Genomic DNA, 19,277 nt, shown 5'->3' with positions numbered 1-19,277 from the left:
GTGGGAGCGGGGGCGGGGGTGGGGGTGGGGGTGGGGGTGGCGGCGTCGAGGGTGGCGATGGTCTGGCCGGGCAGGCACTCCGCGCCCTCCCCGACCAGGTGCCGCAGCAGGCCCCCGGTCTCGGCCGCCAGCTCCTCGACCGTCTTCGACGTCTCGATCAGCGCCAGCACGTCCCCCGGCCGTACCGCGGAGCCGTCCTTCGCGACCCACTCCAGCAGCAGGTACCGCGCGTCATTGCTGTTGATCTTCGGTACGACGACGCCGGTCATGCCAGCGCCTCCAGGACGGCCCGGCGGATGGTATGTGCGTGCACGAGCACCTCGCGTTCCAGGTGAGGGGCGGCGGGGATGACGCCTGCTGCCGCGCTGACCAGCGTGATCGGCCGGGTCAGCCGGTCCCACAGCACGGGGTGCAGCCGGGCCGCCACCTCGGCGCCCCAGGTGCCGCCCGCGCCACCGTCCTCGGCGACGCAGACGTGCCGGCCGCGCGGCGGCGCCCCGCCCAGCTCGAACGGGTACAGCCGGGCGGGCACCAGCAGCTCGCACAGGACGTCGTGCTCCAGCAGCAGCTCGCGCATGGCCTCCAGGGCACGGTGCGCCATCCCGCCGGGCACGATCAGGGTGCAGTCGTAGTCCGCGACCCCCTCCAGGAACACCCGGGCCACGCCCGGCCGCTCCCCCACCTCCTCGAACCGGAACAGGTCGTCCACCACCCCCTCGCGGAACATCCGCCGCGTGTACAGCACCTTGTCCTCGAAGAGCAGGCAGGGCCGCCGCGTGCCGAGGCAGTGCTCCAGCAGGGCGCGGGCGTCGTGGAACGGGGTCAGCTCCAGCACCGACAGGCCCGGGACGCCGATGAAGTGCTTCTGCGGGCTCTGGCTGTGCGTCGGCCCGTATCCCCGGTGCCCGCCCGACGGGCAGCGCACGACCAGGGGCATGGGGACCGGACGGCCGTACATGGTGGTGGTCTTGCCGGCGAAGTTCAGGAGCTGGTCGAAGGCGAGGGCGGCGAAGTCGGCGAACATGATCTCGACGATGGCCTTGTCGCCGGCCAGCGCCAGCCCGGCTCCCGCGCCGACGATGGCGCCCTCGCTGAGCGGGGTGGAGCGCACGCGCTCGCCGAACCGGGACGACAGGCCCTTGGTGACCTTGAAGGCGCCGCCGTACGGGTCGGTGATGTCCTCGCCCAGCACGTACACGCCGGGGTCGGCGGCCAGGACGCCGTGCAGCGCGCGGTTCAGGTGCTCGGCGACCCGCTCGGTCCGGACCGGCCCGGTCACGTCGCCGTCCAGGGCGCGGGCGGGCGCGCCGACACTTCGGCCACCAGGGCGGCCACGTGCCGCCGCGCGCTCTCGTCGGCCGCCGTGAACTGCCGGGGGAAGGCGGCGGCGTAACGCTCGTACCAGTCGTTCTCCCTGACGCGGGCCAGCTCCCCCGGGCCACGGGTGTCGTCGCCCTTGCTGTGCGGCCCCACCCGATGCGTGACGAGCTCCACCACCAGCGGGAAACCCTCCCTGACCGCCGCGACCGGGGCGGCCAGCTCGGCGCGCACGGCGTTCACGTCGATCGAGTGGATCCGCCGGTACGGGATGCCGAACGCGGCGGCCCGGCCGGCGATCGTGCCCGCCATCGCGTTCGCGGTGGGCGTGGACTGGGCGATGCCGTTGTTCTCCACCACGACCAGCAGCGGCACCCGCCAGAGCGCGGCCAGGTTGAGCGCCTCGTACACCGCGCCCTCGCCCCAGGTGCCGTCGCCCACGTACGCGCAGACCAGCGCGCCGCCGCCGGTCCTGCGCAGGCGCAGGGCCATGCCGGTCGCCACCGGCAGGCTCTCGCCCTGCACGCCGGTGGACATGAAGTTGCGGTGGTAGACGTGCTGGCTGCCGCCCACGCCGCCGCACAGCGCGCCCTGCCTGCCCATGATCTCGGCCAGCAGGCCGCCGGCCTCGTCGCCGTAGCGGGCCAGGAAGTGGCCGTGGCCGCGGTGGTTGCTGAAGGTGAAGTCGTCCTCGCGGAGAAGGGGGGTCAGGGCGACGGGCACGTACTCCTGGCCCAGGCAGGTGTGCGTGGTGCCGCTCAGCAGGCCCTCGGCGAAGAGGCGGAGCAGGGCGTGCTCGAAGTGCCGGATCAGCAGGAGGCGGCCGAGGTCGTCCTGGGCGAGCGGCGACAGGCCGCGCTCCAGCCCGGCCACGATCATGCCGTGCCTCCCGTCCTGGCCCGGGCGGCGGCCAGCCTGGCCAGCGCCGCCCGCCGTCCGGACAGGGCCTGGCGGGCCGGGGTCAGCGTGGTCAGGTACCGCTCCAGCGCGTCCTTCTCCAGGCCGTCCGTGAAGCGGCGGGCGGCCTGCCGGGAGCGGGCGGCGAGGTCGCGGTGGTGGTCGGGGTCGTCCAGGAGCCGCCGCAGCGCCGCCAGCCACGGGCCCAGGTCCTGCGCGGGAAGCACGGGGGACGGGCGCGCGTGCCCGGCCGTCTCGTAGCGCTCCACGCGGTTGACGGGCAGCAGGTACGGGACGCCGAGCTTGGCCTCGGCCAGGCCGCCGACGTCGGAGGCCAGGACGGGGACGCCGCGGAGCATGGCCTCGACGCAGGTGTACCCGAAGGTCTCGTCCCAGAGGGAGGGCATGAGCAGGATCTTGGTACGGCCGAGGATCTCGCCGATGTCGTCGCTCGGCGGGATGACGGCGATGTTGGGGCGGGCGGCCAGGGCTGCTCGTTCGGCGTCCGTGGTGCCCCAGGTCGGGACGGCCAGGAAGGGCGCGTCGGGGCAGGCGTCGGCCAGGGCCAGGAAGATCGGCAGGCCCTTGTAGCCGCAGGGGTTGATCATGGTGACGTACGGGGCGGGGGACGCCTGGGGGTCGGCGTCCTCGTATATGTGTGGATATATCAGTGTTGACTCCAGGGAGGCGTGGCGCAGGCAGTAGTCCTGCGCGGCCCGGCTGACCGCGACCACCCCGGCCGCGCGGCGCACCATCCGCACGCCGGCCGCGCTCGGATAGAACGCGCCCGGGCCGAACGGCAGTTGCTGCAGGGTGTGCACCAGGTAGACGACCCGCTCGGGGGTCGCGCGGAGCGCCGCGCCCAGCACGACCAGGCCGGGGTCGTCGGAGGGGACCAGCGTCCAGTCGGGCGCCAGCCCTGCGGCCACGTCGGCGACCCGCCGGGCCAGCAGGGACGGCTCGGTCACGGCGTGCACGGTCACGCCTTCGTGGCCGTACCCGACCTCGCCCGGCCGGCCGGTCTCGACGAGGCGGGCGCCGCGCCGTACCAGCTCCGCCGTCCCCTCCTCGGGTGAGGTGGTTCGCATGGCCCCGGAGAAGGGGGCCACCACGTGCACCTCGTGACCGCGGGCGGCGAGTCGCTCCATGAGGAGGCGGTTGGACTTGTTCGCGCCGCCGTGGGAGGGGAGGTGGATCATGTTCTGGGCGAGCAGGATTCTCACGGCGCGCCCCGCTCTGCCCGGCGACGGCGCAGCCGCGCGGCCAGCACCCGCCGCTGCTCGACGGGCAGGGCTTGGACGCGCATGGGCTGGACGGGCGGGGGCTGGACGGGCGCGGCTTGCGCGGGGAGGGACTGTCCGGACGGGGCTCGCGCGGGCGGGGACTGCGCGGATCGGGCTTGTGGGGTGAGGGTCGGCCGGTTGTTCGTGGGTGGGCGGGTGGCGGACGGTTTCAGGAGGGACTCCAGGTGTTCGGCGGCGACGACCAGGCTGCCGGCGGCGTCCTGGGGGACGATGCCGGGCCGGGCCCGTCCGTCCTTCAGCGCGGCGGTCAGTGCTTCGGCCACGTCCTCGGCGGTCCAGCGGTGCTCCGGGAGCCAGCGGGCCAGACCCGCCGCGGCCAGGCGCGCGGCGTTGTCGGGGCGGTCGGCTCCGTGCGCCAGGATCACCTGCGGGGTCCCGGCGACGAGCGCCCTGGTCAGGGTGCCGATCCCGCCGTGATGCAGCACCGCCGCGACCTGGGGCATCACCGTGCGGAACGGCAGCCGGGGAGACCACCGCACGTCCGGTGGGAGGGGCCGCGGGACCAGCTCGGCGTGCGGGACCACCAGCAACATCGGCAGCCCGGCGATCCGGCACCCGCCCATGGCCGCCCGGTAGAACCCCTCGTGCAACATCCGCCCGGTGCCCCCGGTGACCAGCACCGGCGGCACCGGCCCGCCCAGGAACTCCACCACCTCCGCGGGCAACCCCTCGACGGGCTCCCGCCCGCACCCGCTGCACCGATCGGAGATCTCAGGCTCGCCATCCCGATCGGTGCGCTCGGGCCCGGAGCAGGTGTCTCCCGGGGCCGGGGCGGGCCGGCGCTCGGGGACGGGCTGGGAGCGGGTCGTGGGAGGTGGGTTCGGGGGGTCGTCCGGGATGGGGAAACCGGTCAGGACTATGGCGGTGCCCGAGCCGGGGCCGGCCTCGTCGAACCAGCGGGGCCAGAGGCCGAGCTGGAGGTCGGCGGAGGAGAACCAGGCCCGCCAGTCCCCGACCGGGCCCAGTCCGAGGCGGGCGCGGACCTCGTCGATACCGCCCGCGAGCACGTGCTGGTGCAGGTGGCGGGCGACGTCGGTGGCCATGGGCTGGATCGGGGCCACCGCCACCCAGGCGGCGGGCACCCCGAGCAGCTCCCGTACCAGGAGCACGGACAGGGCGGAGGTGTGCCGGCCGACCAGGACCGTGCGGCCGGGCCGGACGCGGGCGGCGAGCGCGCGGCACTCCGTCGCGAGCTGGTCGAAGAGGGCGTTGCGGCGGTAGAAGCCCAGCCAGTCCAGCGTGGCCTTCCCGCCGGGCAGCAGGGCGGTGTCGGCGGAGTAGCGCTCGAACCCTTCCGGCGTGTCGATCGGTACGAACCCGAGCCCCGCCTCCTCGACCCGCCCCCGGTACGGGGAGTGGGTCAGGATCGTCACCTCGTGCCCGCGTTCCCGCAGCACCCGGCCCAGCCGGACGAACGGCAGCACGTCGCCGTCCGACCCGTGGGTCACCAGCAGCATGCTCGACGCGGGTGCGGTCGCCCGGCCCGTCACGTCGAGGTCTCGCCGAGCGGCGAGGTCTCGTCCAGCAGCGCCCGTACGTCCTCCTCGGACATGCCGTCCAGCTCGTCGAGCAGCTCCGCGAGCTGGTCGTCGGCGAGCCCGCCGAGCAGCGCATCGTCGATGAGGCGGGCCGCCGCGGTCACGGTGAACTCGGCGGAGAAGAGCTCGTCCACGGGCAGTTCGACGCCGTACTGCTCCTGGACCCTCGCCAGGAACCGCACCACGGTGAGCGACTGCGCGCCCAGCGCGAAGAAGTCGTCGGTGAGGGAGCGTGGCGGGGTGGTCAGGAGCTCGGTCCAGATCCCCATGACGGCTTCCTCTGTCGGTGTCATTACCGTTCTCCGGACGTTCAGAGGGCAGGCAGGGTCGTGGGAGCGCTCCCAAAAAACGCTCCAGGAAGGCCCCCAGGACGAGCCTGGAATCACGGCGGAGAGATGTCAAGAGAACAGTCTCAGTAATGTTTCCGAAACGCCGCTGTAAGGAACCCCAGCTAGAGAGCACATAGCGGCCTTTTGGCAGACCAATCAAGTTAAATTTTCAATTGATGTTGACCGCAGAGCGAACGCCTCCTTAACCTGACTGCCCGTGGGAGCGTTCCCACGAATTCTGTTCCGCGGGTGCTCGTAGCGGGCGTCTGGTCCCACCTCGAGCTGGGGCGACCACGCCTGTCCGACGAAGGATGGCGCGATGCGCGAAATGCCGCAGAGGGAGATCCCGATCCACCCACCAGCCCCCTTGGCTGCCTTGGCAGAGCTGAACGACACGGCTCTGCCGCTGCCGGCCGCGCCGGGGATGGTGCCGCTGTTCGAGGCCTGGGCGGCGAAGGCCCCCGAGCGGGTGGCGGTGGTGGACGGTGGCCGCGTGCTGTCGTACGGGGAGCTGAACGCGGCGGCCAACCGGCTGGCCCGGCGCCTGCTCGACACCGGGGATCCTGGCGTGGTGGCCATCTTCGGCGGGCGGTCGGCCGAGGCGCTGGTGGCCATGCTGGCGGTGCTCAAGGCCGGAGCCGCCTACCTGCCGCTGGATCCCGACTACCCGGCCGCGCGGATCGAGCTCGTGCTCGCCGACTCCGGCGCCCGCACCGTGCTGGTGCCCGGGCACCTGCGCGACCGGCTGCCCGCCTTCGACGGCACCATACTGGCGACAGGTGACGATTTATCGGCATATAGCGCCAGTAATCTGGACAAAGTTATTGATGAGGCCGATCCCGCCTATATTCTCTACACCTCCGGCTCCACCGGGCGGCCGAAAGGCGTGGTGGTGCCGCATCGGGCCTTGCTGAACTTCCTGGTCTCCATGGAAAACCTGCTGGACGCCGGAGAAGACGACGCCTGGCTGGCCCTGACCTCGCTTTCCTTTGATATTTCCGGCCTTGAGCTGTATTTACCGCTCGTCACAGGCGCCCGTACGGTGATCGCCGACGCGGGCACGGCGCGTGACGGTCACCGGCTGGCCGAGCTGATCCGGCGGGAGGGCGTCACCCACGTCCAGGCCACCCCGTCAGGCTGGCGGGTGCTGCTGGCCGCCGACTACGCCGACCCCGCCGTCACGGCCCTGGTCGGCGGCGAGGCACTGACGGTCCCGCTGGCGGCCGAGCTGAGGAGCAGGACCGGCCGGCTGGTCAACGTGTACGGCCCCACCGAGACCACGATCTGGTCCACCGCCTGGGAGGTCCCCGGCAACCCGGACCACGTCTCCATCGGCCGCCCGATCGGCAACACCCGGATCCACATCGTCGACGACCGCCTCCGACCGGCCTCCACGGGCGAGCTGCTGATCGGCGGCCTCGGCCTGGCCCACGGCTACCACCACCGCCCCGGCCTCACCGCCGACCGCTTCATCCCCGACCCCTACGGCCCACCAGGAGCCCGCCTCTACCGCACCGGCGACATCGTCCGCCTCCACGACGACGGCACCTTGCACTACCTCGGCCGCACCGACAACCAGATCAAACTCCGCGGCCACCGCATCGAACTCGGCGAGATCGAATCGACCCTCGAAACCCACCCCGCCATCCGCCAGGCCGTCGCCGCCGTGCATCGCGAGACCCTGGTCGCCTACCTCGTCGGCGACCTCCCGGACGACTCCCTCTTACGGGCCCACCTCGCCGACCGCCTCCCCCCGTACATGATCCCCCAGGTCTTCGTGCCGCTCGAAGCCCTCCCCCTCACCCCGAACGGGAAAGTCGATCGCAAGGCCCTGCCCGCGCCGGAGCTCGCGGAGAGCGGCGCGGGGCGGGTGCCGGGGACAGCCGTCGAGCGGCAGGTGGCCGAGGTGTTCGCGGAGGTACTCGGCCTGGAGGTGGTGGGCACCGGGGACGACTTCTTCCTGCTGGGCGGGCACTCGCTGCTCGCGGCCCGGGCGGCGGCGCGGATCACGCGGCGGCTCGGCGTGGAGGTGCCGGTCGCGGCGTTGTTCGCGCACTCCACGGTGGAGGCGCTGGCCGCCGCCGTACAGGAGCTGGAGGCCCCGTCGGCGCCGCCGCGCCCGCGTCCGGCCGGCACCGCCCCGCCGCTCTCCCCTGCTCAGGAGCGGCTGTGGTTCCTGTACCGGCTGGACCCGCAGGACGCCTCCTACAACGTCTACCTGGCGCGGCGGCTGCGCGGGCCGCTGGACGCGGAGCTGCTGGCCGAGGCGCTCACCCGCGTCGCGGCGCGGCACGAGACGCTGCGCACCCGCTTCCCGGAGGCGGGCGGGATCCCGGTCGCGGTGGTCGAGCCGCCCGCTCCGGTCCCGGTCGAGCGGCTCGACCTGGCCCACCTGCCGCCCGGCGAGCGCGAGGCGGAGGCGCGGCGGCTGGTGACCGTACGGGTGAACACCCCCATCGACCTGGCCACCGCTCCCCCGCTGCGCGCCACCCTGATCCGCCTGGCGGCCGGCGAGCACGTCCTGTGCGTGGTGTTCCATCACGTCATCGGCGACGGCTGGTCGCAGAACGTCCTGCTGTCCGACCTCGCCGCCTGCTACGAGGGCCGCGAGCTGCCCGCTCTGCCGCTGCAGCACGGCGACGTCACGTACTGGAGGCGGGAGCGGGAGGCGGCCGGCGAGAGTGACGCCGCGCTGGCGTACTGGCGGGCGAAACTGGACGGGCTCCCCGCGCTCGACCTGCCCGCCGACCGCCCGCGCCCGGCCGGGACGGAGCGGCGCGGCGCGGTCCACCGGGCCAGGCTGCCCCGCGACACGGTGGCCGCGCTGGAGGACCTCGGCCGCAGCACCGGGACGACGCTGTTCATGGTGCTGCTCGCCGCCTACCAGGCGCTGCTCGCCCGGCTGAGCGGGCAGCACGACCTCGCGGTGGGCACCGCCGTCGCCGGGCGGGACCGGGTCGAGCTGGAGCCGCTGTTCGGCTTCCTGGCCGAGACGCTGGTGCTGCGCGGCGACCTCTCGGGCGACCCCGCCTTCACCGACCTCCTGGTACGTACGCGGCACGCCGTGCTCGACGCGTTCACCCACGGCGACGTGCCGATGGAGCGGCTCGGCGGCGGGTCCGGGCTGTTCCGGACCATGCTGATCCTGCACACCCAGGACGACGGCGGCACGACCCGGCTCGGGGACGCCACGGCCGAGGTCTTCCACGCCGGCTACACGCCCGCCCGCTTCGACCTCACGCTGGACGCCTGGCCCGACGCCGGGGGGCTGGGGATGGCGTTCGGCTATGAATCCTCCCTGTTCGACCCGGCGACGATCGAGCACCTGGCCGACCGGTTCGCCGCCCTGCTGCGGGACGTCGCCGCCGCGCCCGGTGCCCGGCTGTCGTGGTTGTCGCGGGTGACGGGGGACGAGCGGGAGCGGCTGCTGTACGGGGTCAACGACACGGCTCTGCCGCTGCCGGCCCTGCCGGGGATGGTGCCGCTGTTCGAGGCCTGGGCGGCGAAGGCTCCCGAGCGGGTGGCGGTGGTGGACGGTGGCCGGGCGCTGTCGTACGGGGAGGTGAACGCGGCGGCCAACCGGCTGGCCCGGCGCCTGCTCGACACCGGGGATCCGGGCGTGGTGGCGATCTTCGGCGGGCGGTCGGCCGAGGCGCTGGTGGCCATGCTGGCGGTGCTCAAGGCCGGAGCCGCCTACCTGCCGCTGGATCCCGACTACCCGGCCGCGCGGATCGAGATGGTGCTCGCCGACTCCGGCGCCCGCACCGTGCTGGTGCCCGGGCACCTGCGCGACCGGCTGCCCGCCTTCGACGGCACCGTGCTGGAAACGGGTGACGGTTCACCGGCGTACGACCCGGGCGACCTGAACCTCGCCGTCGATCCCGCCGATCCGGCGTACGTCCTGTACACCTCGGGCTCCACCGGGCGGCCGAAGGGCGTGGTGGTGCCGCACCGGGCGCTGCTGAACTTCCTGGTGTCGATGCGGACCCTGCTGGACGCGGACGAGGACGACGCCTGGCTGGCCCTGACCTCGCTCTCGTTCGACATTTCCGGGCTTGAGCTGTACCTGCCGCTGGTCACCGGCGGCCGGACCGTGATCGCCGATCCCGGCGCCGCCCTGGACGGCGCCCTTCTCGCCGAGCTGATCCGCCGGGAGGGCGTCACCCACGTCCAGGCCACCCCGTCAGGCTGGCGGGTGCTGCTGGCCGGCGGGTACGCCGACCCCGCCGTGACGGCCCTGGTCGGCGGCGAGGCGCTGAGCGAGCCGCTGGCGGCCGAGCTGAGGAGCAGGACCGGCCGGCTGTTCAACGTGTACGGCCCCACCGAGACCACCATCTGGTCCACCGCCTGGGAGGTCCCGGACGAGGTCGGGCGCGTCTCCATCGGGAGCCCGATCGGCAACACCCAGGTCTACGTGCTCGACGAGCACCTGGAGCCGGTCCCCGCCGGGGCCCCGGGCGAGCTGCTGATCGGCGGCCTCGGCCTGGCCCACGGCTACCACCACCGCCCCGGCCTCACCGCCGACCGCTTCATCCCCGACCCCTACGGCCCACCAGGAGCCCGCCTCTACCGCACCGGCGACATCGTCCGCCTCCACGACGACGGCACCCTGCACTACCTCGGCCGCACCGACAACCAGATCAAACTCCGCGGCCACCGCATCGAACTCGGCGAGATCGAATCCACCCTCGAAACCCACCCCGCCATCCGCCAGGCCGTCGCCGCCGTCCACCAGGACAGGCTGATCGCGTACGTGGCGGGCGACGCACCCGAGCCCGCCGCGCTGCGCGCCCACCTCGCCGCGAGCCTGCCCCCGTACATGATCCCCCAGGTCTTCGTGCCGCTCGAAGCCCTCCCCCTCACCCCGAACGGCAAGGTCGACCGCAAGGCCCTGCCCGCGCCGGGCGGCGCGGAGGTGCCGCTGCGGGCGCGGGACGCGGGCACGCCGGTGCCGCTGTCCCCGGCGCAGGAGCGGCTCTGGTTCCTGGACTACCTCGGCGGGGAGGGCGCCGCCCCATTGTGCGTGGCCCGCCGGCTGCGCGGCCCGCTGGACGAGGACGCGCTGGCGGCGGCCGTCGCCGGGGTGGCGGCCAGGCACGAGGGGTTGCGGACCCGGTTCCCCGGCGACGAGGGCCGGCCGCTGCTGGTGGTGCAGGACGCGTTCGAGCCGCCGCTCGCCCGCCACGACCTGACCGGGCGGCCGGACGCCGAGGAGGAGGCCGTGCGGCTGGTCGGCGCGTGCGCCGGCGAGCCGTTCGACCTGGCCGCGGCGCCGCCGGTGCGGATGGCGCTGATCCGGCTGGCGCCGGAGGACCACGTGCTGTGCGTGGCGGCGCATCCGATCGTGGCCGACGCGTGGGCGCTGGGCGTGCTGGTGCGCGATCTGGCCGCGCTGTACGAGGGGGGCGAGCTGCCCGCGCCGCCCGTACAGGCCGGGGACGTCACGCTCTGGCGAGGCCGGCGCGAGGCGGCGGCCGAGGCGGGGCTGGAGCACTGGTGCGGGCGGCTGGCCGGGGCGCCGGTCCTGGACCTGCCGCTGGACCGGCCCCGGCCACCGGCCCGCACCGGAGGGCTCGTCGAGCTGCGGCTGACCGCGGAACTGGCCGCGTCGCTGGAGCGGCTGGGGCGGGAGGCCGGCGGGACGCTGTACACCGTGCTGCTGGCCGCCTACCAGGCGGTGCTGGCCCGGCGGGCCGGGCAGACGGGGTTCATGGTGGGGCGGCCGGTGAGCGGGCGCGAGGCGGACGGGCTGGAGGGGGCGTTCGGGCATCTCACCCGGCATCTGGTGGTGCGGGGTGACCTGTCGGGGGATCCGGCGTTCGCGGAGCTGCTGCGGCGTACCCGGGCGGCCGAGCGGGAGGCGGCCGAGCACGGGGACCTGTCGCCCGAGCGGCTGGTGTCCGCGCTGGGCGTGGAGCGGGATCCGGGGCAGGAGCCGCTGTTCCAGACGACGCTGACGCTGCACGAGGAGGCGCCGCCGGAGCCGGGGACGTTCGGCGGGCTCGAGCACGCGCCCTTCGCTCCCCGGCCGCCGGAGACGGTCTACGACCTGGCCCTGGAGGCGTGGGCCGGGGGCGAGGGGCTCACGCTGATCTTCCGGTACGACGCCTCGCTGCTGGACGCGGCCGGCGTGGAGCGGCTCGCCGGGCGGTACGCCGCGCTGCTCGACGAGGTGGCGGCCACCCCGGACCGGCACCTCTCCGAACTGGCCACGCCCGCCGCCGACCGGACGGCCGGGGGCGAGCCGCACGACCTGGCCGCGGATGGAGTGACCGGGGGTGAGGCGCACGGCCCGGCCGCGGATGGGGCGGCCGGGCCGGTGCGGGTGCTGGATCCGTGGGGCGTTCCGGTCGCGCCGGGGGACGTCGGTGAGGTGTGGGAGGCCGGGGTGGACGGCGTGCCGCGCGCGACCGGGGAGCGGGCTCGGCCGAGGCCGGACGGGCGGGTGGAGCGGCTGCCGGCCGCGGCCACCGTAGGCGGGTCGGGGGGCGGGTTCCGGCCCGGCTACGTCACCCCGCGCACCGACGCCGAGGCGCTGGTCGCCGACGTGTGGAGCGACCTGCTCGGCGTCTCCCGGGTGGGGGCGGCCGACGACTTCTTCCACCTCGGCGGCCACTCCCTGCTCGCGGTACGCGCCGCGGCCCGCCTGCGCGCCACCATCGACGTCGACGTACCGATCAGGACGTTCTTCACCCATCGCACGGTGGAGGAGTTCGCGGCCGCGATGGAGGGCATCCTCCTGGCCGACCTGGAGGGCCTGTCCGACGAGGAGGCCATGCGCCTGCTCGATTCCACGGAGGTGTCGTGACCGGCCTGTCCCCCGCCAAGCAGGCACTGCTGGCACAGCGGCTGCGGCGGCGCACCGCCACGACCACGATCCCACCGCGCCCGGAGGGGACCGCCCCGCCGCTGTCCCACGCCCAGGAGCGGCTGTGGTTCCTGGAGCAGTACGTCCCCGGCACGCCCGCCTACACCGTCTCCTGCACCGCGCGCGTCCGGGGCGACCTGGACCACGACGCGCTGCGGCGGGCCGTGCACGAGGTGGCCGCCCGGCACGAGAGCCTGCGCAGCCGGTTCGTCACCTCCGACGATGGGATGCCGCGCGTCGTGATCGACCCGGTGGCGGCCCCCGAGTTCTGGACGACCTCCGCGGGGTCGCCGGCGGAGGCCCGCGCGCTGGTGTCGGCGGTGCTGGCCCGCCCGTTCGACCTGGCGGCGGGGCCGCTGCTGCGCGTCCTGCTGGTACGCCTCGGCCCAGCTGATCACGCCGCCGACCATGTGCTCATGCTGGCCGCGCACCACGCCGTCGCCGACGGGTGGAGCTGGGACGTGGTGCTGAACGAGTTGTTCGCGCTGCACGACGGGAAGCCCCTGGCCGCGCCGCCGGTGCAGTACGGCGACTACGCCCTGTGGCAGCGCGAGCGCGTCGGCACCCCTGGCTACGTGGCCGACGTGGACTACTGGCGGCGGCAGCTGAGCGGGGTGCCGCCGCTGGAGCTGCCCACCGACCTGCCGCGGCCGGCCGAGCAGGCGTTCGCCGGGGCCGCCCACGGGTTCCGGCTGGACGCCGGGCTGGTCTCGGGGGTGCGGGCGCTGGCCGAGGCCCAGGGGGCGACGCCGTACATGGTGCTGCTGGCCGCGTTCCAGGCGCTGCTGGGGCGGTGGTCGGGGCAGAGCTCGTTCGCCGTGGGCAGCCCGGTCAGCGGGCGCGGGCTGCCGGAGCTGGACGGCCTGGTCGGGATGTTCGTCAACACGCTGGCTCTGCGGGCCGACCTGGCGGGGGATCCGGGGTTCGCCGAGCTGGTGTCGAGGGTGCGGGACACGGCGCTGGACGCGTTCGCGCACCAGGAGCTGCCGTTCGACCAGCTCGTCAACGAGCTGCACGTCGAGCGGGACGTCTCCCGGCCGGCGGTGTTCCAGGTGATGTTCGCGCTGCAGAACTACACCGCCCAGCCGGTCGACCCGGGGGCGCGGGAGCTGTCGTGGTTCGCCGCGGACACGGTGGTCAGCCGGTTCGACCTCAGCCTGTACCTGCACGAGGCCGGCAGCGGGCTGGACGGGACGCTGGTCTACAACACCGCGCTGTTCCAGGACGGCACGGCCGAGCGGCTGGCGGCGGGGCTGGCGGCGCTGCTGCGCTCGGCCGTGGCCGCGCCGGACACCCGCCTGGCGGACCTGGAGCTGCTGCCCGCCGCCGAGCGGGACCGGCTGGCCGCGCTCGGCACGGCCGCCGCGCCCGCGCCGCCGGGGAGCGAGCTGCTGCACGAGCTGGTCTCGGCGCAGGCGGCCCGCACCCCGCGCGCGCCGGCGGTGGTGTTCGGCGGGCGGACGCTGACCTACGAGGCGCTCGAACGGCGGGCCGCCCGGCTCGCGCGGCACCTGCGCGGGGTCGGGGTGCGGCCGGGCGACCGGGTGGCGGTGTGCCTGGAGCAGTCGGCGGAGCTGGCCGTCGCGCTGCTGGGCGTGCTCAAGGCCGGGGCCGCGTACGTGCCGCTCGACCCGGAGCAGCCGGCCGAGCGGATCGCGTACATGGCGGGCGACGCCGGGGTCCGCACCGCGATCACGTCGGCGGTGTCCCGGGGGCCGCTGCCGGACGGGCTCACCGAGGTGCTGATCGACGGCCCGGAGCCGCCGGACGGGCCCGCCGAGCCGGTGGCGGCCGGGATCGGCCCGTCCGCCCTGGCGTACGTGATCTACACCTCCGGCACCACCGGGCGGCCGAAGGGGGTGGCGATCCAGCACCGCGAGGTGGTGACGTACCTGGCGGGGGTGCGCGAGCGCTTCGCGGTCGAGCCCGGCTCCTCCTTCGCGCTGCTGCAGTCGCTGGCCTTCGACTTCGGGGTCACCACCTTCTACCTGGCCCTGATGACCGGCGGCTGCCTGCACCTGATCCCGTCCAGGACGTCGGCCCCGGAGCTGGCCGAGTACTTCGGCCGTGCGCCCGCCGACTACCTCAAGATCACCCCGTCGCACCTGGCGGCGCTGCTGGCCGAGGCCGAGCCCGCCGACCTGCTGCCGCGCCGGCTGCTCGTCCTCGGCGGCGAGGCGTCCGGCTGGGCCTGGGCGCGGGAGCTGGCCGCGCTCGGCCGCTGCGCGGTGGTCAACCACTACGGCCCCACGGAGGCCACGGTCGGGATCACCACGTTCCCGGTGGACCCGGCCGAGCCCGCGCGGGAGACCACGCTGCCCATCGGCCGCCCGCTGCCCGGCGCGCGCGTCCAGGTGCTGGACGAGCGGCTGCGGCCGGTGCCCGTGGGCGTGATCGGCGAGATCTACCTGGGCGGCACCCGGCTGGCCAGGGGGTACCTGGGCAAGCCGGCGCTGACCGCCGACCGGTTCCTGCCGGATCCTGGGGGCGAGCCGGGGGCGCGCATGTACCGCACCGGTGACCTGGGGCGGTGGCTGCCCGACGGCAGCCTGCAGTTCCTCGGGCGCCGCGACCTTCAGGTGAAGGTGCGCGGATACCGGGTGGAGCTCGGCGAGGTCGAATCCGTGCTGGCGGAGCTGCCCGGGGTCGCCCAGGCCGTGGCCGAGCTGCGCGGCGACCGGCTGGTCGGCTACCTCCTGCCCGCCGACGGCCCCTCCGGGAGCGCCGATCGGGCTCCCGCCGCCGAGCTGCGGGCGTGGCTGCGTGAGCGGCTGCCGGACTACATGATCCCCGTACGGTTCGTCTGGCTCGACTACCTGCCGCTGAAGTCGCACGGCAAGGTGGACCGGGCCGCGCTGCCCGACCCGGGCGACGACCGGCTCGCCCGGGACGCCGGGTTCGTCCCCCCGCGGACCCCCGCCGAGGCGAGCGTCGCCGCGATCTGGGCCGACGTGCTGGGGCTGGCCCGGGTCGGCGCGCTGGACGACTTCTTCGAGCTGGGCGGGCACTCGCTGCTCGCCATGCGGGTGCTGGCCCGGCTGCGCAAGACCGTCCCGGACCGGCGGATGACGCTGATGGACCTGTTCAAGCACTCCACCGTCGCGGAGCTGGCCGCGCTGCTCGACGGCGGGTCCGGTGACGCGGCGGGCGGGTTGCTGCACCTCCTCACGCCGCCCCGGGCCGCCGCGACCACGCTCGTCTGCGCCCCGTACGGCGGGGGCAGCGCGGTGATCTACAAGCCGCTCGCGGACGCCCTGCCCGACGACTGGGCGCTGTACTCGATCGCCGTGCCCGGTCACGAGCTCGGCGAGGAGCCCATGCCGCCGGACGAGGTGGCGCGGGCCTGCGCCGGGGAGATCCTGGCGAACGTCCGGGGACCGCTCGTCCTGTACGGCCACTGCGGGCTCGGCGCCATGATCGCCGCGGAGATCGCCCGGCGGCTGCACGCCGAGGGGCGCGCGGTGGAGGCCGTCTACCTGGGCGGGATCTTCCCGTTCGCGCGGCCGGAGGGACGGCTGACGCGGCTGCGGCACCGGCTGGAGGATCTGCGCGGCGACCAGGGCCGGGTGAACGCGCTCACGGCGGCCGGGCTCGACGTCTCCGACCTGACGCCGGAGGAGCTCAAGCTGATCGTCCGCAACCGGCGGCACGGCACGCGGGCGGCGGAGCGGTATTTCACCCGGCTGTTCGAGGAGGAGGCCGAGCGGCTCGCGGCGCCGGTGATCGCGGTGGCCGGGGAGCGGGATCCGGTCATGGAGTACTACCAGGAGCGGTACCGGGAGTGGCACGTCCTGTCGCCCGTCACCGGGTGCGCGGTGCTGGACGAGGCCGCGCACTTCTTCCTCCGGTACCGGGCGGAGGAGCTGGCGGAGATCGTCACCCGTACGCACGTGGCCATCGCGACCAGCGGGACCGCCGGGCTGGAGCGGGGGGACGGGGAGCGTACGTGGTGGCTGGAGGGCGTCTCGACGGCACCCGCCGACACCCCGGACACCCCCCGCACCCAGAGCACCCCTGCCACCGCCGACACCCCCGACGCCTCGGAGGTCGCCGACCACGCGGGCGGCGGTGACGGCGCGGAGCGCTACGGCCTGGCGGCCAGCGCGGACAGCACGGGCAGCACGGGCAGCACGGGCAGCACGGGCACCGCGGATGGCAACGGGCAAGCGGGCGGTTCGGGTGGCGTGGGTGTGCGGACGGCGGAGCGGGGTGGGCCGCGGCCGAGCATGCGGCGCTTCTTCGGGGTGGCCGCCGGGCAGGCGCTGTCGATCGTCGGTTCGGCGCTGACCGAGTTCGCCGTGCCCATCTGGATCTACCTGACCACGGACTCACTGGTCGACTTCGCGCTGTTCTCCGTGCTGGCGCTCGTACCCGGAATGCTGGTGGCGCCGCTGGCCGGCACCGTCGTGGACCGCAGCGACCGGCGCCGCGTCATGCTGCTCGGCGATGTCGGCGCCGGCGGCTCGCAGCTGGCGCTGGGCCTGCTCCTGTGGACCGGCAACCTGCAGACCTGGCACATCTACCCGCTGCTGTTCTGCCTGTCGGTGGCCCTGTCCTTCCAGCGGATCGCGTACGGCTCGGCCATCCCTCAGCTCGTGCCCAAGCGCTTCCTCGGCCACGCCAACGGCGTGGTCGGCATGATCAACGGGGTCGCGCAGCTCATCGTGCCCCTCGCCGCGGCCGGGCTGATGGCGGTCATCGGCCTGGAGGGCATCCTGGCCATCGACGTGATCAGCTACGCGATCGCCATCGGCACCCTGCTGTTCATCCGCTTCCCCGCCACCATGGGGCTGCGCCGCCGCGAGTCGATGGCGGCCGAGCTGGTGAACGGCTTCCGCTACTCCTGGGGCAACAAGGGCTTCCGCCGCATGGTCACGTTCTTCGCGGTGGTCAACCTGTTCATGGCGGCGCTGTTCCTGATGATCTCGCCGCTGGTGCTGTCGTTCGGGTCGCTCGCCGACGTGGGGCGGGTCTCCTTCTTCGGCGGGCTCGGGGTGTTCCTCGGCGGGCTGGGCATGGCGGTGTGGGGCGGGCCGCGCGTGCGGCGGTTCCGCGGGCAGCTGATGTTCACGCTGACGCTGGCGGTGTCGGCGGTGGTGATCGGGGTCCGGGAGGACCTCGTCGTGATCACCGCCGGGGTGTTCGGCCTGTTCCTGTCGCTGACCCTGCTCAACGGGGTCTACACGACGATCGTGCAGGTCAAGATCCCGCAGCGCTATCACGGGCGGGTCTTCGCGCTGAACCAGCTCGTGGCCTTCTCGACGCTGCCGCTGGGGTACGCGGTCGTGGCGCCGGTGGGCACCGCCCTGTTCGAGCCGATGTTCGCCGAGGGCGGCGCGCTCGCGGACACGGTCGGCCTGCTGATCGGCACCGGCGAGGGCCGCGGCATCGGCTTCCTGTACCTGCTGCTGGGCGCCGCCATCGCGCTGTGCGTGCTGGTCGCCCGGCGCCGCCGGGTGCTGTGGGACTTCGACGACCTCGTGCCCGACGCCCTGCCCGACGACGTGATCGGATTCGAGGCCCTGCGCAGCCGCGGGGCCCTGGCGAAGGAGAAAAGGTGGACGAGTACCAGGTCGTGATCAACGGTGAGGAGCAGTACTCGGTGTGGCCCGCGGACCGGGAGATCCCGGCCGGGTGGCGGGCGACCGGGTTCGCCGGGGGCAGGGACGACTGCCTGGCGTACATCGAGGAGGTGTGGACCGACATGCGCCCTCTCAGCGCGAGATGAGCGGTGTACGGGCGCCGCGTACGGGCTTCCCGGGCTCGCGGCGGCGATCGCCGCGTCATTCGGGTCTGAGAGACTGGGGGCCTGAGAGAGGAGTGGGATGCCCGACCTGCGCCCGCTCCGGCCGGGGGACCCCGAGCGGATCGGTGACCATCGGCTCGTCGGCGTGCTCGGGTCCGGCGGGCAGGGCGTGGTCTACCGGGGGGTGACCGGGTCGGGGCGTGAGGTGGCGATCAAGCTGCTGCACGCGCACCTCGTCCAGGACGACGCCATCGCGCGCGGGTTCCTGCGGGAGGCGGAGGCCGCGCGGCGGGTGGCCGCGTTCTGCACGGCCGCCGTGCTGGACGTCGGGGTGCTGGACGAGCGGCCGTACATCGTCAGCGAATACGTCCCCGGCGACACGCTGTACGCGGCCGTCCGCGCCTCCGGGCCGCGGCGCGGCGGGGCGCTGGACCGGCTGGCGATCTCCACGCTGACCGCGCTGGCCGCGATCCACCAGGCGGGGATCGTGCACCGGGACTTCAAGCCGGGCAACGTCCTGATCGGGCCGGACGGGCCTATCGTGATCGACTTCGGGATCGCCAAGGCGCTCGACGCGACGAGCCGGACCTCCGGCGCGGTGGGGACGCCCGCGTACATGTCGCCCGAGCAGTTCAGGGGCGAGCGGGTCGGCACCGCCTCCGACGTGTTCAGCTGGGCCGGGACGATGGTCTTCGCCGCCACCGGCCGCCCGCCCTTCGCCGGGGACTCGGTGCCGGTCATCATGAACGCGATCCTCACCGGGACTCCTGATTTGTCCGGGGTGCCGGGGCGGCTGATGCGCGAGCTGATCGAGCGGTGCCTGGCCAAGGACCCGGTGCAGCGGCCACAGCCTACGGACCTGCTGCGACGGCTGATCGGGCCGGCAGGCGCCGCCGCGTCCGTACCCGCTCCCACGTCTCCGCCACCCTCCTCCCCCGACACCGCACCCTCGTCCCAGGCACCCTCATCCCGAGCGGCCTCGTCCCAGGCGGCCCCGTCCCAAACGGCCTCGTCGCAGGCGGCCTCCGCGCCGCCGTCGGACGCGACGCAGGTGCCCATGTCGCACGCGGCCTCGCCGGACGCGCCCCCTCCGCCGCCGTCGCATGGCGAATCCGCGCCATCGTCACGCGCGGCGCCCGCGTCCCCGTCGCACGGTGCGCCTGCGCCCGCCTCACACGCGGCGCCCGGGTCCCCGGGCCGGGTGGATGCCGGGGCTCCGCCGTTGCCTCCTTCCGGGGCGAGGCCGGCGCAGGACGCGGCGCCGAGCCAGGGGCGGCC

The 19,277-nt window shown here is 74.5% G+C and carries 10 protein-coding genes; 4 read left to right on the top strand and 6 right to left on the bottom strand.

The window, feature by feature from the left end:
- The 6 genes from AB0J69_RS58490 to AB0J69_RS58465 form a co-directional block, all read right to left on the bottom strand.
- The coding region (locus AB0J69_RS58490; protein WP_364137369.1) for a lipoyl domain-containing protein at positions 1–269 on the bottom strand (269 nt) is incomplete at its 3' end.
- The gene (locus tag AB0J69_RS58485) at positions 266–1,279 is read right to left on the bottom strand and encodes an alpha-ketoacid dehydrogenase subunit beta (protein WP_364137367.1); all 1,014 of its coding nucleotides are present in this window, start codon (positions 1,277–1,279) and stop codon (positions 266–268) included. The genes AB0J69_RS58485 and AB0J69_RS58490, both read right to left, overlap by 4 nt.
- Positions 1,276–2,196: a thiamine pyrophosphate-dependent dehydrogenase E1 component subunit alpha gene (locus tag AB0J69_RS58480; protein WP_364137365.1), complete on the bottom strand. Its 921-nt coding sequence runs from the start codon at positions 2,194–2,196 to the stop codon at positions 1,276–1,278. Before AB0J69_RS58480 ends, AB0J69_RS58485 begins: the two co-directional genes overlap by 4 nt.
- Positions 2,193–3,437 (bottom strand): glycosyltransferase, encoded by a 1,245-nt coding sequence (locus AB0J69_RS58475; protein WP_364137363.1) that lies wholly within the window; start codon positions 3,435–3,437, stop codon positions 2,193–2,195. Before AB0J69_RS58475 ends, AB0J69_RS58480 begins: the two co-directional genes overlap by 4 nt.
- On the bottom strand, positions 3,434–4,966 hold the full coding sequence (locus tag AB0J69_RS58470) for a nucleotide disphospho-sugar-binding domain-containing protein (protein WP_364137361.1): 1,533 nt from the start codon (positions 4,964–4,966) through the stop codon (positions 3,434–3,436). Before AB0J69_RS58470 ends, AB0J69_RS58475 begins: the two co-directional genes overlap by 4 nt.
- Positions 4,967–5,004: 38 nt before the next feature.
- Positions 5,005–5,325 (bottom strand): phosphopantetheine-binding protein, encoded by a 321-nt coding sequence (locus AB0J69_RS58465; RefSeq protein WP_364137359.1) that lies wholly within the window; start codon positions 5,323–5,325, stop codon positions 5,005–5,007.
- A gap of 379 nt (positions 5,326–5,704) precedes the next feature.
- Between AB0J69_RS58465 and AB0J69_RS58460 the strand changes: the two genes are divergently transcribed.
- The 4 genes from AB0J69_RS58460 to AB0J69_RS58445 form a co-directional block, all read left to right on the top strand.
- Entirely contained in the window at positions 5,705–12,193 is a 6,489-nt protein-coding gene (locus AB0J69_RS58460; protein WP_364137357.1) for an amino acid adenylation domain-containing protein, read from the top strand.
- Positions 12,190–17,832: an amino acid adenylation domain-containing protein gene (locus tag AB0J69_RS58455; RefSeq protein WP_364137355.1), complete on the top strand. Its 5,643-nt coding sequence runs from the start codon at positions 12,190–12,192 to the stop codon at positions 17,830–17,832. The genes AB0J69_RS58460 and AB0J69_RS58455 overlap by 4 nt, the downstream gene beginning before the upstream one ends.
- Positions 17,811–17,981, top strand: coding sequence for an MbtH family NRPS accessory protein (locus tag AB0J69_RS58450; RefSeq protein ID WP_364137353.1), 171 nt, complete (start codon positions 17,811–17,813; stop codon positions 17,979–17,981). The genes AB0J69_RS58455 and AB0J69_RS58450 overlap by 22 nt, the downstream gene beginning before the upstream one ends.
- 97 nt (positions 17,982–18,078) lie before the next feature.
- The coding region (locus AB0J69_RS58445) for a serine/threonine-protein kinase (protein WP_364137351.1) at positions 18,079–19,277 on the top strand (1,199 nt) is incomplete at its 3' end.

The sequence above is a fragment of the Nonomuraea sp. NPDC049709 genome, assembly GCF_040674815.1.
In the GTDB taxonomy this organism is placed as follows: Bacteria; Actinomycetota; Actinomycetes; order Streptosporangiales; family Streptosporangiaceae; genus Nonomuraea.
Note: the sequence above shows the minus strand (reverse complement) of the source record. Positions and strands in the feature narration are given on the sequence as shown.

Coding starts and splice junctions, on each gene's coding strand:
- AB0J69_RS58480 (WP_364137365.1), bottom strand. CDS start 2,196: ATGATCGTGGCCGGGCTGGAGCGCGGCCTGTCGCCGCTCGCCCAGGAC.
- AB0J69_RS58465 (WP_364137359.1), bottom strand. CDS start 5,325: ATGGGGATCTGGACCGAGCTCCTGACCACCCCGCCACGCTCCCTCACC.
- AB0J69_RS58460 (WP_364137357.1), top strand. CDS start 5,705: ATGCGCGAAATGCCGCAGAGGGAGATCCCGATCCACCCACCAGCCCCC.